The 18116-nt window shown below is 54.4% G+C and carries 11 protein-coding genes; 5 read left to right on the top strand and 6 right to left on the bottom strand.

The window, feature by feature from the left end; all coding sequences use genetic code 11:
• The first annotated feature begins 335 nt into the window (after positions 1 to 335).
• Positions 336 to 2693, top strand: coding sequence for a calcium-binding protein (locus tag AB0A83_RS11590; protein WP_367154192.1), 2358 nt, complete (start codon positions 336 to 338; stop codon positions 2691 to 2693).
• 379 nt (positions 2694 to 3072) lie between these two features.
• Here AB0A83_RS11590 and dhaK read toward each other — a convergent pair whose 3' ends face one another.
• The 6 genes from dhaK to ispG all read right to left on the bottom strand — a co-directional run bounded on the left by dhaK (position 3073) and on the right by ispG (position 13692).
• Positions 3073 to 4059 (bottom strand): dihydroxyacetone kinase subunit DhaK, encoded by a 987-nt coding sequence (dhaK, locus tag AB0A83_RS11585; RefSeq protein WP_367154191.1) that lies wholly within the window; start codon positions 4057 to 4059, stop codon positions 3073 to 3075.
• A gap of 13 nt (positions 4060 to 4072) precedes the next feature.
• Positions 4073 to 4888, bottom strand: a complete 816-nt coding sequence (locus tag AB0A83_RS11580) for an HAD-IIA family hydrolase (protein ID WP_150048552.1) — start codon at positions 4886 to 4888, stop codon at positions 4073 to 4075.
• A gap of 425 nt (positions 4889 to 5313) precedes the next feature.
• Positions 5314 to 9906, bottom strand: a complete 4593-nt coding sequence (locus AB0A83_RS11575) for a PAS domain S-box protein (protein WP_150048550.1) — start codon at positions 9904 to 9906, stop codon at positions 5314 to 5316.
• 238 nt (positions 9907 to 10144) lie between these two features.
• Positions 10145 to 11263 carry a flavin monoamine oxidase family protein gene (locus AB0A83_RS11570; protein ID WP_367154190.1) on the bottom strand — a complete coding sequence of 373 codons (1119 nt, stop codon included), beginning with the start codon at positions 11261 to 11263 and terminating at the stop codon, positions 10145 to 10147.
• Between the two features lie 3 nt (positions 11264 to 11266).
• Positions 11267 to 12208 carry a hypothetical protein gene (locus tag AB0A83_RS11565; protein WP_150048546.1) on the bottom strand — a complete coding sequence of 314 codons (942 nt, stop codon included), beginning with the start codon at positions 12206 to 12208 and terminating at the stop codon, positions 11267 to 11269.
• Between the two features lie 263 nt (positions 12209 to 12471).
• Complete coding sequence (gene ispG / locus AB0A83_RS11560) at positions 12472 to 13692, bottom strand: flavodoxin-dependent (E)-4-hydroxy-3-methylbut-2-enyl-diphosphate synthase (RefSeq protein WP_367154189.1); 1221 nt, start codon at positions 13690 to 13692, stop codon at positions 12472 to 12474.
• Positions 13693 to 13798: 106 nt separating this feature from the next.
• Here ispG and AB0A83_RS11555 point away from each other — a divergent pair, with 106 nt between their 5' ends.
• The 4 genes from AB0A83_RS11555 (at position 13799) to AB0A83_RS11540 (ending at position 18114) form a co-directional block, all read left to right on the top strand.
• Positions 13799 to 14527, top strand: a complete 729-nt coding sequence (locus AB0A83_RS11555; protein WP_150048542.1) for a metallophosphoesterase — start codon at positions 13799 to 13801, stop codon at positions 14525 to 14527.
• 187 nt (positions 14528 to 14714) lie between these two features.
• Positions 14715 to 16061 carry a Na(+)-translocating NADH-quinone reductase subunit A gene (locus AB0A83_RS11550; RefSeq protein ID WP_150048540.1) on the top strand — a complete coding sequence of 449 codons (1347 nt, stop codon included), beginning with the start codon at positions 14715 to 14717 and terminating at the stop codon, positions 16059 to 16061.
• Positions 16062 to 17261, top strand: a complete 1200-nt coding sequence (locus tag AB0A83_RS11545; protein WP_150048538.1) for an NADH:ubiquinone reductase (Na(+)-transporting) subunit B — start codon at positions 16062 to 16064, stop codon at positions 17259 to 17261.
• Positions 17254 to 18114 carry a Na(+)-translocating NADH-quinone reductase subunit C gene (locus tag AB0A83_RS11540; RefSeq protein ID WP_150048536.1) on the top strand — a complete coding sequence of 287 codons (861 nt, stop codon included), beginning with the start codon at positions 17254 to 17256 and terminating at the stop codon, positions 18112 to 18114. Before AB0A83_RS11545 ends, AB0A83_RS11540 begins: the two co-directional genes overlap by 8 nt.
• The last annotated feature ends 2 nt before the right edge of the window (positions 18115 to 18116 follow it).

Genomic DNA, 18116 nt, shown 5'->3' with positions numbered 1-18116 from the left:
TTATTTATACAAATTCAGATGGTGATCAATTTATAGCTCAGGCATATCCTTCAATTGAATCAAAAGATATTCTTGATCAATTTGTGGCTCTAATCGATGCCGAAACAGGGCAAGAAATACCATTTGGAGCTATTAGACCAGAAATTGGCGATTATAATGAACCATATGATCCAAATTACATGGAGATCATTAAAAGCGGCGATGATTTATCCCAAGAATGGGAGCGCGTGAAACAAGGATTTAATAATATTGAGCAAGAAAATATACCATACAAACCATGGTCACAGAACTCAAACTTTGCAGCTGACGAAGCATTAAAATTTGCAGGACTGGAGTTGCCTGAACGCGATGGGATGTTTGGAAGCGGCTATTTTGCTCCCGGTTCTCAATTAGATAGTTTTTTAGGTGATTTAATTGATTCTCTTGCCGCTTTACGCAATATTGGAGAATGGCAAAAACATATTAACGAAATTACTAGTACTTTATTCACCTCCGCCACCGTCGCCACCGCTCCCATCCGTCGAGATCCCCTTGTATTAGACCTGGATAACGACGGCCTGGAGACTACCGGCGTTAGTGCCACCAACCCCATCCTGTTCGACCACGACGCCGACGGCATCAAAACCGCTACCGGCTGGGTGAATGCCGATGATGCCTTTTTGGTATTGGACAAAAACGCCAACGGCAAGATCGACACAGGCCGCGAGTTGTTCGGCGATGCGTTTGTCAAAAGCAACGGCCAACTGGCCGCCGACGGCTTTGATGCCTTGCGCGATCTGGACAGCAACGCCGACGGTAAAATCGATGCCAACGACACCCAGTTCGCCAGCCTGCGCCTGTGGCGCGACCTGAACCAGGACGGCGTCAGCCAAAGCAACGAACTATTTACCTTGGCCAGTCAAAACATCGCCGCGATTAATGTTGCTAGCACTGAACATAGCCAAATCCTGGCCAACGGCAACCAACTGGCCGACATCGGCAGCTTCGTCAAAACCGACGGCAGCAGCGGAACTCTGGGCGAGGTCAGTGGCAACCTGGGCGACATCAACCTGGTGCAGGACACCTTCCACAGTCAGTTCAACGACCACCTTGACACCAGTGCCGTTGCCACGCTGCCCGACATGCAGGGCGCTGGACAAGTACGTGACTTACGCGAAGCGGCTAGCTTGTCGCCGACGTTGGCCGGTCTGCTACAACAATTCGCCGCCTCCGACCGTAGCGGCCAACAAGCCCTGCTGGATGCAATCGTCAAAGCCTGGAGCGACACCAGTACCATGGCCGCCACCTTCACCGGGGCCTACGCCGGCCACAATTTGAGCGTCAACGTGCAAAACGTCACTTCCGGCAGCGCCCTCTATCAAACCTGGGTCGACAAACTGACGATACTGGAGCATTTCAATGGTAGGACGTTCAATACGGTACCTGCCGGTAGCACAGCAGCGACGGTCAATCTTTGGACCACCACTCAAGATCTGCTTCAGCGCAGTTACGATAATTTGAAAGAATCGGTTTACAGCAGTTTGCTGCTGCAGACCCGGTTGAAGCCGTATCTCGATGAGATTACGCTTAAAGTTGACGCTAACGGGATTCAGCTAGATTTTTCCGCTATGACCTTGCGTCTGGAAACCGACAGACATGTCAACTCTGAACAAGCGTTTATTAACCTGTTGGAGCTGCATAAATATGCGGGTGCTCAACTTAACTCGAATGGCTGGAACAGTGTTCAGGCCATCGCCGACTGGCTCGGCACCTTACCCAGTTCTGTCGATGTCATTAGCTTATCGCAGTCGCTTGGTTTCAATCACTCTACAAACGGTAATGATACTTTTCTAGGTTCAAACGGTGAGGACAATTTTTCATCCGGTAACGGGGATGACATATTGCTGGGAAATGCCGGCAACGACACCTTATACGGCGGCGACGGCAACGACGTGTTGAACGGCGGAGCCGGTAGCGACAACCTTTACGGTGATGCCGGTGCGGACCGTTTCGTGTTCGACAGCGTGGACGGCTGGGAGTGGATCAGATCCGCGAGCGGCACCAGCGTGGATGACGTGGTCGAATTCAGCGCGACCAGCGGCGTCGGCGCGGACGCCATCGAACTGCGCCGTTACGGCAACAACCTGGACATTCGGGTCAAAGCCGAGAACGGCAGCTTCGAACAAAAATGCGTAGTCATCCAAAACTACTTCAACGGTTTTCCGGTGAAGGAAATCCGCCTGGCCGACGGCACGGTGATTAGAGGGGTGGCGATAGGGGGCGATAGTAATGACAATCTTACAGGTAGTGACTCGAATGATTACTTGAATGGGGGATCAGGTAGTGATGTATTGATTGGAAAAGCCGGGAACGACGTATTGACAGGGGGAGCCGGGAATGATCGATTCGTTTTCAATACCCTGTTAGGGGATGGTAATTCGGACGTGATTACTGACTTCACTTCGGAAGGCGATACTATTGAATTAAGTCAAGCAATTTTTACTCGACTTATAACAATGGGATCGTTGTCAGAAGATCGATTTGTAGCGACCGATAGCGTCTTGGCATCGGACGAAAACGACTTCGTTTTATACGATACCGCCACGGGTACTTTGTATTACGACGCAGACGGTAATGGCGCTGAGGAGGCTCAAGAAATCGTCACGCTGGTCGGGGCGCCGTCTATTACGGCGGCCGATATTGTCGTGGTGTAAATAACTGCTGATGAACCGTAGCGGAACGCTGGGTTTTAGCCAATTGTTTCCGCTTTCGCGGTGAAGGCGCCACTGTTGTCGGAGTCAATGCCCCCCGGATTATCCGGGGGCGCTTTATCAGTGAAACGCTCTTAACTTCAACGCTGGCCGCCAATGAACCGCGCTTTGCCGTCCAAGACTCATAGGCTGGATGCGACGTGAGGCGGCGTTATCCCTACAACCTGTCGTTACGGGACAGGAACAGCCGTTAAATTCAACTGTCGCGATAGCGGCTTAAATGCCGACAGCGTTTTATAAATGGCATTCTTTCAATTTCGGGACGTCGTTTGTAACGGTATTGCCGGCGCTAGCTAATTTGCATTGCCGGGCATTCCCCCGTTTAACATCCCCAGCGCAAGGCGGCGGTGTTGACCGGCGCGTCCCAAAGTTGCCGCAATTCGTCGTCCAATAGCGTGACGGTGAGCGAACATCCGGCCATGTCCAGCGAGGTAGTGAAATTCCCGACTAGTGAACGCTGCACGTGCAAGCCGCGTCCGCTCAAAAATTGCCAGGCCAGTTCGTATACTAAATGCAGTTCGACCAACGGCGTTCCGCCGAAACCGTTGACGTGCAGCAGGATGGATTGTCCGGCGCTGGGGGCGAGTTCGTCGATAATGTGGCCGGCGACTTGGGCGACGATTTCGGTTGCCGGCGCGATTTTACCGGTTTCCCGGCCGCGCTCGCCGTGAATGCCGACGCCGATTTCCATTTCGTCGTCCGCGATGGCGAACGTCGGATGGCCTAGCGCCGGCACGGTGCAGCTGGTGAGTGCGACGCCCATCGATGCGGTGTTTCTGACCACGCGTTCACCCAGCGCTTGGCAGGCGGCCAAATCCAGGCCGGCTTCGGCGCCGGCACCGACGATTTTTTCGATGATGGTGGTGCCGGCTACGCCACGCCTGCCGATGCTGTGGTTTTTCGGTAGGGAAATGTCGTCGTTGACCACTACCGTGGCGTTGGGACAATCCAGCATTTCGGCCGCCATTTCGAAATTCATCACGTCGCCGGCGTAGTTCTTGACGATGAACAGTACGCCTGCGCCGGTATTGACCATTTGAGCGGCAGCCAGCATTTGATCCGGGGTGGGCGAGGTGAATATTTGGCCGGGGCAGGCGGCGTCCAGCATGCCGTAGCCGACAAAACCGCTGTGCAGGGGTTCGTGGCCGGAGCCGCCGCCGGAAATCAAGGCAACCTTGCCGGGTTTGTTTTGTTTGCGGCACACATAGTTCGGTTCGGTATGTAAATCGACGATGTCGGCATGGGCTTTGGCGAAGCCGCGTAAGCTGGTGTCCAGCAGGGTCGCCGGGCTGTCGAGGAATTTTTTCATGCTTACCTCCGGTTTATAGTTGTTGTAAGGCAGTGGTGAGTTCTTCTATGTCGCGCATGATCCAGGTGGGCGAATAATCGAGTTGCGCCAGATCAGCCGGGCTGGAAATTCCCGATAGCAGCAGCAAGCTACGTATGCCGGTGTTGACCGCTCCCAAAATGTCGGTGTCCAGCCGGTCGCCGACCGCGACGACCGTTTGCGGCGCAACGTTTAGTATGTCCATGGCTTGCCGGTAAAACTCCGGCTCGGGTTTGCCGATGACGGTGGCTTTTGCTCCCGTTGCGGCGCAAAGTGCGGCAAGGGTGGCGCCGTTGCCCGGCAACAAGCCGCGTTCGCTCGGCAGCGATACGTCGCCGTTGGTGCCTATGAGTTGGGCGCCGGCTTGTATATGGAGTGCGGCGGCGCACAGTTTGTCCCAGGTCAGTGCCTTGTCCAAGCCGCTGACTACCAGATCCGCTCGATTGCCGGGCGAGGTGTCGTCCGAATCGGTAAGTACGAAGCCGTGTTGGCGCAAGGGAACCTGAACGCCGCTTCCGCCTATCGTAAAGATGCGGGTTTGCGCGGGTGGATAATGTTGCGCCAGATAGTGAGCGGTCGCCATGCCGGATGTCAGAATTTGCGGTTCGCAACCGGCTACGCCCATGTTGGTTAATTTAGTCAGATATTGATCGGCTGTCTGACTGGCGTTGTTGGTGGCCAGAACGTAAGGCAATTGCAATGCCGTTAGGATTTGAAAAAATTCCGTCAAGCCCGGTTGCGGTCTGTCGCCGTGCCAGAGGACGCCGTCCATGTCGACGATCAAGCCGCCGATGTTGTTGAATGCTTGCATGCTGTGCTAATGGGAGCCGGATTATCCATGCGGTCAAGTGATATTCAAGATCAGTCTTCAGCTTCCCCCGTTGAAGTAAACATTAGGACCGGAATTGACCCGCCCCCTGTCGCCTAATTCTCGTTGGCTGAATCATGACTATTCGAGATGATGGGCTCAGCATGACATATTGCCGCTTTTGCTGTCCAGCGGTTGGCAGCTTGAAATAAGCAATCCGACTTACATGCTAGTCCGCTTGCCGATTGCCTCATTAGTTAATTTACATACACAGCCCGGATTGTCATGGCCCTCAAGCCATCCAATTCAGTGGCGTGGAACGGAAAAATGGGCGAGCGGTCCTGTTGTTGAGCGATGAGCAAAGGTCCAAGTTGTCTGCATTGGGCCGGAAGATAACGGGTAATCCCGCTACCTGAGCAGAACGCAGTTTAGGGCAAGGGAGCGGCCTCCAGCGCAAAGGTCAGTAACTCCGCCGCCGGCATAGGTTTGGCGTACAGGTAGCCCTGCACGAATTCGCAGCCCGCGGCCGCCAGTAGGTCTAGCTGTCCCGCTGTTTCCACCCCTTCTGCAATGGTTTTCAATCCCAGCTTGTGCGCCATGACCACGATGGCTTCGGCGATGGCACGGTCGTTAGGGTCGCTTTCCAGGTCACGCACAAACGAACGGTCTATCTTCAGGTAGTCGATAGGGAATTTCTTCAGGTAGGCCATTGCCGAATAACCGGTACCGAAGTCATCCAGTGCGACTTGCATGCCGGCGTGGCCGAGACGATTGATAATTTGCAGAATTTCGGGCCGGTCATCCAGCAGCAGGCCTTCGGTGATCTCGATCACGATATGTTCGGGAGGAACTCCGGTTTGCTCAAGATAGGCTAACCAGGAGATATAGAAGTCGCCCTTGATGAATTGGCGCGGCGACAGATTGACGCTGATTTTCCGGGCCGCCCGACCGTCGGCGTTCCAGCGTCCGGCCGTTTCCACCGCCTGACGGAACACCCAGTCGCCGATGTCGTGGATCAGGCCGTTTTCTTCGGCTATCGAAATGAATTGGTCGGGAGGTACCATGCCGCGCTGAGGGTGGCGCCAACGCAGCAGGGCTTCGGCTTTGACGATGGCTCCGCCGGCGATATCGACGATGGGTTGGTAGTAGACTTGCAATTGGCCTTTGGCCAGGGCGTCGCGCAGGTCGTTGGCAAGCAGCAACCGGGTCTGCGCCTGTTGTTGCATGGCGGGGGTGAAAAAACTAAAACCGTTGCGGCCCTGTTCCTTGGCGGCGTACATGGCTTGGTCGGCGCAAGCGATCAAGCCGTCGGCGGTGTCGGTATCGAAAGGGTAGGCGGCAATGCCGATGCTGGTGGAGACATACACGGTGTGCGTATCGAGACTGAACGGCTTGGTCATGGCATTGACGATGTTTTGAGCGATTCGGCCCAGGTGCGACATATCGTCCACCCGCGGCAGGATGACGATGAATTCGTCGCCGCCCAGCCGGGCCACGGTATCGGTTTCGCGAATGCCGGCGCGTATGCGCTGAGCGGCTTCGACCAGCAGCAGGTCGCCGATTTCGTGACCCAGCGTGTCGTTGACTTCCTTAAAGCGATCCAGATCGATAAATAGCAGGGCCAGGCTTTCTCCGTTGCGCCCGGCCTTGCCGATTTCTTCGTGCAAGCGGTCGCGAAACATGCGTCGATTGGGCAATCCGGTCAAGGTGTCGTAACTAGCCTGATGTTGCATCCGCTCTTCGATCCGTTTGCGTTCGATGGCGATGGCGCTCAAATGGCTGGCGTAGCGTAACCTCCCCATATCCAGTTCGTTTGGCTCGCCGGCTTGGCCGCGGTAAAGGGTGACGATGCCCAATTGCTGGCCTGAGGAGCCGATAATCGGATCCGACCAACTGGAAACCATGCCGGTTTTGCGGGCAAACGAACGGCAATTTTTCGAATGGCCGGCGAGGCGCATGTCCTTTATGATCAAGGGTTCAGCGCGGCCGAAGGCAACGACGCAGCCGCTATCCTCGTCGTCCACGCCGACGCCTTGACTATGCGCGGGGCAGGGAACGGAAAAAGACGGGGCCGCGCCATGGATCAAACGATGGCCTGTTTGATCCAGTAGTTGGATGCGACAACGGCAACCCGGGCTGGCGGACTCGACGTATAGGGCAATCTGCGTGAGGACCTCGCCGAGGTCGCCGCCCTGCGCCATGCGCTCGAACACGCGTCGGCGTTCGACATCCAGCAGTTGCTCCCGTCTATGCTTGGTCATGTCGAAACCCAATACCAGCAAGCCGCGGACTTCGCCGCCGCTGCTGTATTCCGGCGAAACTCTCACCAGATGACTGTACACGCCGCCATTGCCGTTGCGCCATTCCAGCGACACATCCTCGCGGGTGCCGGACGTCAGCACCCGCATTAGTAAGGCGATGTAGGCATCGATAGAGACATTGGTGGCGCGCCAGAATGCGCTGACATGCGCGCCCAGGATTTCCGCTTCGGGCAGGCCCACGGCGGTTACGAAAGCCGGATTGACGTAAGTGTGGTACAAGGCCCGATCCAGCCGCAATACATAGGTCGGCAGGTTTTCGATCAGCGTGCGGAATTCCTGTTCGCGTTCGGCCAGCGCCGATTCCATCCGCTTGCGTTCGCTGATGTCGCGGATCATGGCCATGTTGTAGCCTTGGCCGTCCGATTCAATATAATTGGCAACCACCTCGACCGGGAAAATCCGCCCGTCTTTGGTGCGGTGGCGGGTTTCGAAGGTCAGCGAACCGTGAGTTTTGAGGTCGAGCCAATGCGCGGGCCAGACGGCATGCTGATAGTCGGGGTCAACATCCGGGACGCTCAAGCCCAGCAGCTCATCCCTGCCGTAACCCAAGCCCTGACAGGCATGCGCATTGATGTAATGAATGCGGGCCTGTTCGTCGATCAGATAAACCGCTTCCTTGATGTGGTCGATGGCATAGTGCAGGCGGGCCAGTTCTTGCTCGCGTCGTTTGCGCTCGGTAATATCCAGGATGGTGCCCACCAGGAACTGTTGTCCGCGCTCGTCGCTGCAGCGGGTTTTTTTGACGATGATGCTGTGGGGGGTGCCCAGGCGGTCGGTAAATGTCGTCTCGCTGACATCCTCCATGCCACTGGCGAACACGGCTTCGTCCTTGGCCCGGAATATAGCGGCCTCGCGCGCGGAAAAAAAATCGTAATCGCATCGGCCCAGCAGGGCCTCCATCGGCTGGCCGATGAAATCGCAAAAGGCTTGATTCAGCCTGACCCAGCGATGCTCGCTGTCCTTGACGAACACCGGGTCGGCGATGGTCTCGATCACCCGGTCCAGGAATTGCCGGGATTCCTGTAGCAGGCGTTCCGACTGTTCGCGCTCCAGCTCGGCGGCCGCGCGGGTCGCCACCAGTTGCAGCAGCGAGGTCACCTCGGCGATGTCGTGCATGGGTTTGCCGTCCATCACGGCAATCAGGCCGACCACCCGGCCACAGGAATCCAGCAGCGGTAGACCGGCATAGCTCTCGACGTCCATTTCCAACAGCAGTCCATCTTCCGGAAACAGTTGCCGTATCCGCTCCGTGTAGCAACACAGCGTGCCTTCGATCACGTTGGCGCAAGGCGTTCCCTTAAGGTTATATTGCATATTGGGCAATACCTTGCCCTTGGCATAAATCGCCACGGTTTCGGCAACGGACGAGTTTGTTGTTAATCGGTCGACGATGACATAATCCATCGTCAGGGTACGGCCCAGGTAGCGGGCAAGCGCGGTCAGGAACGATTCGCCATCCACTTGCCAGCCGCGCTGGGCGATGAAATGCAAGGTGTTTTCGATGTGCTTGCGCTCGGTAATGTCCAGTGAAGTGCCGATAAAGCGTACCGGTTTGCCGTCGGCATCGTAGTAGGGCTGGCCGCGTTCGAGTATGTATTTGACCCGGCCGTCCTGAAACAGCAGACGATGCTCGACTTCATAGCGGCTGCCTCCACGAATCGATGCGTTATACACCTGAACCACGCGCTCCCTGTCCTCGGGATGCACGGTGTCGACAAAGGCCTCGAAAGTCGCCGCGAACCGGGTTTTGTCGATTTCCCAGATGCGGAAGGTTTCATCCGACCAGGTCAGTACATCGTTAACGATATCCACATCCCAACTGCCGATATGGCCGATGCGCTGAGCTTCCTCCAGCGCGACCCGGCTGGATTGCAAGGCTTGCTCGATGCGCTTGCGCTCGCTAATGTCGCGTACCACGGTCAGACCGAAGAGCTTGCCGTTATCCTCGAAGTGGGTAGCATTGATTTCGACCGGAAATAGCTGGCCGTCGCTGTTGCGATGCCAGGTTTCGAACATGAACGATTGATTGAGCGGCGTGGACTGTATTTCCTGCAACAATTCCGGTGTGGCGCGCGGGTTGATGTCGAGCGGCGTCATTGTCAGCAGTTGTTCTCGCTGGTAGCCGAGCGATCGGCAGGCGGCGGCATTGACATATAAGAAACGAAAATCCTCGCCCAGCAGGAAGATGGCATCGGACGACAGGTCTATGGCGCGCTCCAGCAATTCCAGGCGCTGCTGGGCCTGCTTGCGCTCGGTGATGTCCAGCATGAGGCCGTGCCATTCGAGGCCGCTGTCCGGCTGCGGTGCCGGTGCGGACTTGGCTTCCAGCCAGCGTACGCCTTTGTCGGGGTGGATGATGCGAAACTCGATGTGAAACAGCCCGAGATTTTTTCCCGCGTCGGCGAACGCGGCCTCGATCATTTCGCGGTCGTCCGGGTGCGCCATGGCATGCAGCGGCCCCATGTCCTCCGCCACTTGTTCCGGTTGCAAACCGTATAGATCGCGTATCCCGCTACTCGCATAGGGGAAGCTGAAACGGCCGTCCGGCGAAAAACGGAAGGTAAACACAAAACCGGGCAGATGCGCCGCCATGCGGGAAAAGCGCTGCTCCAGGTCTATAGGGAACGGCTTCTGTTTAGAGCCATTGTTTGAAAAAGAGGAGTGGTCCCGGCGCCTATCTTGCGCCTTAAGTTTGTTCAAGCCGGTTTCCCGCGAGTGCGTTGCCGACAAGGGCAGTGGCTGGCGGAAAAAAAGCGCCTATCCATGCGCGCATTGTCGTACGGTCTATCCCCCACTTGCTTCACCGATAATCAATGTGTTAGCCGGCATTATAGTGTAGGAGATTACGGACGGACAATTGCGGTTAATGAAGAAGCGGAGGCGGGTCTATTAATAAAATGGTATGACCGGCATCCCCGCTGTGCGGAACGGCAGAATCTCAGCCGGCTAGGCTTAACGCAGTAAGTTCCAGGGCATCGCCGATGCGTTGTGCCGCCGCTAAAGCGCCTTCCAGATAGCCGCCGTATTCCGCGGCAGTTTCGCTAGCGCCGAAATAGAGTTTATCGTTCCAATGGTCGAGCTGTAGCCAAGGATGGCCGTAACGAGGATGCTCGATTAGCGGGGTTTCGTCGTCCAAGTTGGCGGTATAAGGTTCGCAGTACCAATCTTGCAGCAAAATTTGCAGTGGTTTGGCAGCTGCGGCACCGAATAAACGGACTAGCTGTTCCGTGATCAAAGCTTCCAAGTCTTCACGGTATTCCCGGCGCAATGCGGCCGGCAAGGCAAAAAAGCCGGAGAGCGCGGCGATGTGACCGCTTTCGGAACCGGCATCGAAAATTTCCATCAGCGCGGCGCCTTGATATGGGGCGAAAGCGCTGCCGGAATAGCCGGCTGCGCGCCAGAACGGCTCGGCATAATAAATCAGCGCTTTGGCCTGGCCGGCCATCCAGGTTGGGGTGGCTTGCATCGCATTCCGCATGGGGTCGGCTAAAGGCGACTGAAAGTCGATGCCGGTGCCGATTAGTCTGGGCGGTATGGCTAAAACGACTTGTCGGGCGCGGACTATAATGGTGCGTCCGGCCAGTTCGAAATTAAGCTCCACGTGATCGCCCCGATCCAGCAGGCTGGTTAAGCGATGGTTTAAATGCAGGCTATTAGGCGGCAAGCGGCAGAGTAAGCTCTCGATTAAGCGATAGCTGCCGCCTACGATGCGGCGGGCCGAGGCATAGGTTGTAGAATCTTTGAAGGCCTGCGGGTTTGCCTTTCTGTCCGGCAGGTAGAGGGATAGACCCTGTTGCCACTGAGCCATGGTGCTTAAGCCGTGGCGATTGATGAATTCTGCAATGCGATGTTGGGTGTCCGGCCAAACCCAGCTAGGGCCTAAGTCGTTTCGAAAAGGGGCCGGTTCGCCGGTTTGCGAGTCCGGGGTATGACTCAAAATGCGGCCGCCGAAACGATTACGGGCTTCGAATACCGCGAACCGGAGCTGCGCTTTTTGCAAGCGCTCGGCTAAGGCCAATCCGGATAATCCGCCTCCCACAATCGCGACTTGCAACATGGCTTAGTCCTCCGGAACAAGATTCCCGGCGCAGGCCAGGCTATTTCGCTGCCACAACGGTAATTGCAAACCGTCGGCGCCCGAAATCGGCAGCATCAGTTTTCTACGCATGATGTCCCATTCACCGTCGTAGCGGCGGCCTACCCGGATGCTCCAGCCCCAGCTTATCGGAGGCGCTAGCGGTGTCCAAATGGATTCGCTATTGAAAGGCAGGGCGCGCTGCAACCAATAGCTGCTGTAACGTTCCAGTACGGTTAATCCGACGACCGGCTGATTGTCGATGGCAGCCGGTATGGCTTGAGAGATTTCGCTAGTGATTCGATAGATTTGGCTGCCTCCTTGCTGCTGGACGGGCGACGACCAGGCCATTGGCTGCTGCGCCTCTGCACTGGAAAGATGTAATACGGCTTGGTCTTCTTCGCCGCTGTCCAGGATGTACAAGCTTTTCCCGTTAGCGAAGGTAAAAAATCTGCGCGTTTGTACCAGGTGCAACAGGCTAAGTTGAGCGGAAAAAGCATCGGTGGTGTAGCGGACTTCGAAATGCGGAGACAAACTGAGTAGGGCGCTTTGACCGGTCGCCGCGACGACAGGGCCGTGCAAGGCGGCTAATTGAATTTCCAAGCGGTTGTTGTCCAGCCGGTATTTTTTTAAAGATTCGGCATTGGCTTGTCTATCTATCTCGACATGCTGGCTCAAAGCCTCCAAATCGCAATGGCTGTCCCAAAAATAGCCGGATACTGCCTCATCGTTCCGGCCCGAAAAAGGTATTACTTCGGCCGTTTGCAGGTTCAGCCGGTAATCGCCTATCAAGCCGTGCTGTACGCCGTTTACGTGTTGGAAATGACGTAATCGGTATTTTTTGCCGATGGCTAGCGTCGGTATTTCGGGTTTGCTGACCGGCTGTTTCGGTGGGTAAAGGTAGTGAATGTATTCGGGTTGCGGCATGGGTAAACAGAGATGAACGGGAATGTGTCAAAGCTGTTTACAAATTTTGATCCAAATTTTGTGGTTATTTTAAAATTCCATTTTTTCAGTAGCTTATGGTATTTGCGCACGCCGATTTTGGGTTTCAAGAAAAGCCGGGGTGTAGGAATTCCGACAAGATGGCAGGTCCGGATTCGACTTTGTCGGCTATGCGCGCGATAGGGTATGCAGCAAAGCCGGGGAGGCGAGGCGTTTGAGTAAAAGCCTCGCCCGGTTATGACGGTTTAGTGAGTGCTGTAATGGCTTTCGATGTAACGTTCGACCAGGGCTTGAAATTCGCCGGCGATGTTGTCGCCTTTCAAGGTGACGGTTTTGACCCCGTCTTCGAACACCGGCGCGACCGGAGATTCGCCGGTGCCGGGTAGGCTGATGCCGATATTGGCGTTTTTGCTTTCCCCCGGCCCGTTGACTACGCAGCCCATCACGGCGACTTTCATGTCTTCGACGCCTTTATATTTGTCGCGCCACACCGGCATTTGCTCGCGCAAATAGCCTTGAATATCCTGGGCCAGACGCTGGAAATAATCGCTGGTCGTGCGTCCGCAGCCGGGGCAAGCGGTGACCATGGGGGTAAACGCGCGAAACCCCATGGTTTGCAAAATTTCTTGAGCGACCACGACTTCTTTGGTGCGTGCCGCGCCCGGTTCCGGGGTCAGCGATATGCGTATCGTGTCGCCTATGCCTTGCTGCATCAAAATTCCTAAAGCGGCGGATGAGGCCACTATGCCTTTAGAACCGATGCCGGCTTCGGTTAGGCCCAGATGCAAGGCGTAATCGCAACGGCGCGACAGGTCTTCGTAAATGCTGATCAGCTCTTGTACGTCGCTGATTTTGCAAGACAAGATGATTTTGTCCTTGCCCAATCCCAGTTCTTGCGCTTTGGCTGCGCTTTCCAGCGCGGAGAGAATGATGGCTTCGCGAGTAATTTCCGGCAACTCTTTGGGTGCGGCCAAACTACGGTTTTCGTCCAGCAACCGGGTCAGCACCGCTTGATCCAGACTGCCGCCGTTAACGCCTATGCGTACCGGTTTATTGTATCGGATGGCGAACTCTATCATTTGCTGGAACTGAGGATCGCGGGCTTTGCCTTTACCGACATTGCCGGGATTGATGCGGTACTTGGCAAGGGCTTGCGCGCAATCGGGATATTTTTCCAATAGCTTGTGGCCGTTGAAATGAAAATCGCCGATAAGGGGTACGGAATAGCCTTTTTGCGCTAATTTATTAACGATTTCCGGTACTGCTTGCGCCGCTTCCTCGTTGTTGACGGTGACTCGCACCAGTTCGGAGCCGGCGTCCGACAGCTCGATAATTTGTTGCACGCTACCGGCAATGTCGGCAGTATCGGTGTTAGTCATGGACTGGACCACAATCGGGGCGCCGCCGCCGACTTTGACGTTACCGATTAATACTTGCTGCGTGTGTTTTCTGGGGTTAATCGACATAGAATTGCACGAGTTGGAAAAAAGCTAAGTTATCTGAAAAAATACCAAGCAAATCACTTAGGTTTTAAAATTATACCCCCTTACCGAATCCACGAAAGAGCTAAATGTGCGGATAAATTACTTTTCTGATGTGCACTTGGAATTCGGCGGACAAGCGTTGCCCGACAATGATGCGGATATTGTAGTAGCGGCCGGCGACATTGGCGTTCTGGCGCAAGGCGTCGCCTGGTTGAAAGCGATAAACAAGCCTGTAGTCTACGTGGCGGGCAATCACGAGTTTTACGGCGACGAATATCATGCGGTTTATGCGATGCTGCGCGCCGAATGTGCCGGCAGCAATATTCATTTCCTGGAAAAAGATTGTTTCCTTTTTAAAGGATATCGGTTTTTGGGGTGTACCTTATGGTCCGATTTATTTATCGAAGGCCCGGAAAAAGCCGAGGCATTGGAGCGGACTTTGAATGACTTTCGCAAGATACGCTTTGGCGATTCCGGCTTCGGTCCGGAGCAATTTTCCGCTCTGCATCACGACGCAAAAAACTGGCTGCAGCAGCAATTGGCACAGCCGTTTGTCGGGCGCACTATCGTCGTCACCCATCACGCACCGACGGAATGGAGTTGGATAGAAACACCCAACTCCTTGAAAAAAATTGCTTATTGCAACGATTTGAAGCCCTTGTTTCACGAATACGAGATCGCCGCTTGGTTTCACGGCCACGTACACAATTTGGGGGATTACCGCATCGCCGATGCCCGAATTTTAAGCAACACGCGTGGTTACGTCGGCAGGCGGACGGTGGCTAATTTTGACGTGAACAAGATTGTCGAGCTTTGAGGTTTTACCCGGATAGAGGCGGTTAAAACCAAAGTTTTTTGTAAGGGTTAGGCTGGGGCTTCGGCGTTGAGAAAGCCTTGAACTTGTGATGTAATGGTGCGGTTTTATGTCTTGAACCGTCCTTGGGGTGTAGTGGTTCTCAAAGGGCTTTTGGCTGCAATTTGTCTGGAGAGCAGGCGTATCAACTATGCAATTTACGATAAAGAAAGGGTTGGATTTACCCATTACGGGTAAGCCTGATCAACAAATAAGCAATGGTAACGACGTTAAGTCGGTTGCCGTACTGGGCGCCGATTTCGTCGGACTTAAACCTAAAATGCTGGTCGCCGAGGGTGACAAAGTTAAGCTGGGCCAAGTGTTGTTCGTCGACAAGCAAAATCCCGGCGTTAACTTTACTTCTCCCGGAGCCGGAGTGGTAAAAGCCGTTAACCGCGGCGAACGCCGGGTGCTGTTGTCGGTAGAGATTGAATTGCAAGGAAAGCAACAAGAGACGTTTGCCAAATATGCCGAATCGGCATTATCCGCCTTGACTGCGGAACAGGTGAAAGAGAACTTGACGGCATCCGGCTTGTGGACCGCATTTCGTACCCGCCCGTACGGCAAGGTTCCTGCAGCCGACTCGACACCGAGTTCGATATTTGTCTGTGCCATTGACACCCGACCGCTGGCAGCCGATCCTGCCGTCGTCATTAAGGAGAGACAAAGCGATTTTGTCAACGGTTTGAGCGTAATTTCGAAACTATCCGCCGGCAAAACCTATGTTTGTAAAGCGGCGGGTGCCGATATCCCCAGTCTGCCAAGTATAGAAACGGCAGTGTTCGCAGGACCGCATCCGGCCGGATTGCCCGGCACCCACATCCATTTTATCGACCCGGTAAACGCGCACAAATTCGTTTGGCACATCGATTATCAAGCGGTGATGGCAATAGGCGCCTTATTTACCACGGGGCATCTCAACGTAGAGCGCGTCGTTTCTTTAGCGGGACCGACCGTCAAAAAACCGCGTCTGCTCAAAACGCGCGTGGGCGCCAATTTAACCGATTTGGTTGCGGGCGAGTTGGAAGAAGTCGAAAATCGGGTGATTTCAGGTTCGGTATTGTACGGACACGAAGCCAGCGGGCCTTTGGCGTTTTTGAGCGCATACAGTTTGCAAGTCTCGGTGTTGAAAGAAGGGCGCGACCGCGAATTTTTCGGTTGGATCGTGCCGGGCACTCAAAAATATTCCGCGATGAACGTGTACGTGTCCAGCAAAGACCGCAAAGACAATCGTTTATTTCCGCTGACTACCGATAAGAACGGCAGTAACCGCGCCATCGTTCCGGTTGGCGTTTACGAGACCGTCATGCCTATGGATATCTTGGCAACCCCGTTATTAAAAGCGATTGTGGTTGGCGATACCGACACCGCGCAAGCCTTGGGTTGCTTGGAATTGGACGAAGAAGACGTGTCTTTGTTTACGTTCGTCGATCCGGGTAAGCACGATTTCGCGCCGGTGCTTAGGGCAAATTTAACCAAAATCGAGAAGGAAGGATAAATGTCGGCTAGAGACTTTTTAGATAGCATAGAGCCGCATTTTACAAAGGGCGGCAAGTTGGAGAAGTACTACGGTCTCTACGAGATGGTAGATACTTTTATCTATACCCCGTCTGATGTAACGCGCGGCAAAACTCACGTTCGCGACGGCAACGACTTGAAACGTACCATGACTTTCGTAGTGATTGCCACGGCGTTTTGCATATTGATGGCCTGGTACAACACAGGCTACCAAGCTAATCTGGCCATGGAGTCTTTAGGGAAAGAATCCATAGAAAATTGGCGCCGCATTCCCATGGTGTTGTTCGGTTACAGTCCGTATAACCCCTTATCCTGTCTGGTACACGGCATGCTGTACTTCTTCCCTATCTATTTCACCACGCTGGCCGTGGGCGGCGTTTGGGAAGTGTTGTTCGCAACCGTGCGCAAACACGAAGTCAATGAAGGCTTTTTGGTATCTTCGATGCTGTATACCTTGATTTTGCCGCCGGACATGCCTTTGTGGCAGGTTGCTTTAGGCATTTCCTTCGGTATCGTATTGGGTAAAGAAGTATTCGGCGGTACCGGCAAAAACTTTTTAAACCCGGCATTGACCGGACGCGCATTTCTATTCTTTGCCTATCCGGCTTCGATTTCCGGTGACTCGGTTTGGGTCGCGGTAGACGGATACAGTGGAGCAACCGCGCTGTCTATGGCATCCGCCGGCGGATTGGAAGCTATCAAAGGTAGCTTTAGCTGGTTGCAAGCGTTTTTAGGCTTTATTCCCGGTTCCATGGGTGAAACCTCGACCTTGGCCTGCTTGTTGGGAGCGGCTTTCTTGTTGTATACCCGCGTTGCCTCCTACCGGATTATGGGCGGCGTTCTGATAGGCATGATCGCAATGTCGACCTTGTTGAACGTGATCGGCAGCAATACCAATCCGATGTTTGCGATTCCCTGGTATTGGCATATGGTATTAGGCGGTTTCGCGTTCGGTACCGTTTACATGGCTACCGACCCGGTTTCCGCGGCCAATACCGATACCGGTCGCTGGGTTTACGGCATTTTGATCGGCTTGATGATTGTTATCATCAGGGTCGTCAATCCGGCTTTCCCGGAAGGCGTGATGCTTGCAATTCTTTTCTCCAACATGTTTGCGCCGTTGATTGATTACTTTGTCGTCCAAGCAAATATCAGAAGAAGGATTAAACGCCATGCTTAATGCCGAGAAAAAAACCTGCAAGTATAACGAGCAGCTTTGTAAATATTACGAGCAGTTCAGAGTTTATGCCGATCGTATCCTGGCGTTAAGCAACGACAGTCTGGAAAAAACCATCAACGTTGCATTGGCGTTGTGCCTGGTATGCGCGGTATTGGTGTCGATAGCAACCGTTGCCTTGAGGCCTTTGCAGTCGCACAACAAAGCCTTGGACATGAAGAAAAACATATTGGACGTGGCCGGTTTGCTGGATGAAGGCACCGACATCGATCAGGCTTTTAAAGAACGCATCGAAGCCAAGTTGGTCGATCTGGCGACGGGTGAATATGTTGACGGCAATGTGGATGAATATGATCAACGCAAGGCTGCAAAAGACCCCGCACAAAATGAAGCGATTCCTGCGGATAAAGATATCGCCAGCATTCGTAGTAAAGCGAAAGTCGCTAAGGTGTTTCTGGTGAAAAGCGGTGACAAGTTGCAATCCATCATATTGCCAGTCAACGGTTACGGTTTGTGGTCGACGATGTACGGTTTCCTGTCTTTGGAAGCTGATGGCCAAACGGTACAAAGCATTAACTTGTACGATCAAGGCGAAACCCCGGGCCTGGGTGGCGAAGTGGTCAACCCCAACTGGCGGGCGCTGTGGAAAGGGAAAAAAGTCTACGGCGATAACGGCGAAGTGGCTTTGACCTTGGTGAAAGGCACGGTCGATACCAGCCGTCCCGACGCGGTCAACAAAGTTGACGGTTTGGCCGGCGCTACGTTGACCAGTCGCGGCGTCAGTAACCTTATATTGTATTGGATGGGGCCGGAAGGATTTGCGCCTTACCTGAACAAAATCAAAGCAAACGGTTAGGA

It is taken from the genome of Methylomonas sp. HYX-M1 (assembly GCF_040741385.1).
GTDB classification, from domain to species: Bacteria; Pseudomonadota; Gammaproteobacteria; order Methylococcales; family Methylomonadaceae; genus Methylomonas; species Methylomonas rhizoryzae.
Note: the sequence above shows the minus strand (reverse complement) of the source record. Positions and strands in the feature narration are given on the sequence as shown.

Coding starts and splice junctions, on each gene's coding strand:
- dhaK (WP_367154191.1), bottom strand. CDS start 4,059: ATGAAAAAATTCCTCGACAGCCCGGCGACCCTGCTGGACACCAGCTTA.
- AB0A83_RS11580 (WP_150048552.1), bottom strand. CDS start 4,888: ATGCAAGCATTCAACAACATCGGCGGCTTGATCGTCGACATGGACGGC.
- AB0A83_RS11570 (WP_367154190.1), bottom strand. CDS start 11,263: ATGTTGCAAGTCGCGATTGTGGGAGGCGGATTATCCGGATTGGCCTTA.
- AB0A83_RS11565 (WP_150048546.1), bottom strand. CDS start 12,208: ATGCCGCAACCCGAATACATTCACTACCTTTACCCACCGAAACAGCCG.
- ispG (WP_367154189.1), bottom strand. CDS start 13,692: ATGTCGATTAACCCCAGAAAACACACGCAGCAAGTATTAATCGGTAAC.
- AB0A83_RS11550 (WP_150048540.1), top strand. CDS start 14,715: ATGCAATTTACGATAAAGAAAGGGTTGGATTTACCCATTACGGGTAAG.
- AB0A83_RS11545 (WP_150048538.1), top strand. CDS start 16,062: ATGTCGGCTAGAGACTTTTTAGATAGCATAGAGCCGCATTTTACAAAG.
- AB0A83_RS11540 (WP_150048536.1), top strand. CDS start 17,254: ATGCTTAATGCCGAGAAAAAAACCTGCAAGTATAACGAGCAGCTTTGT.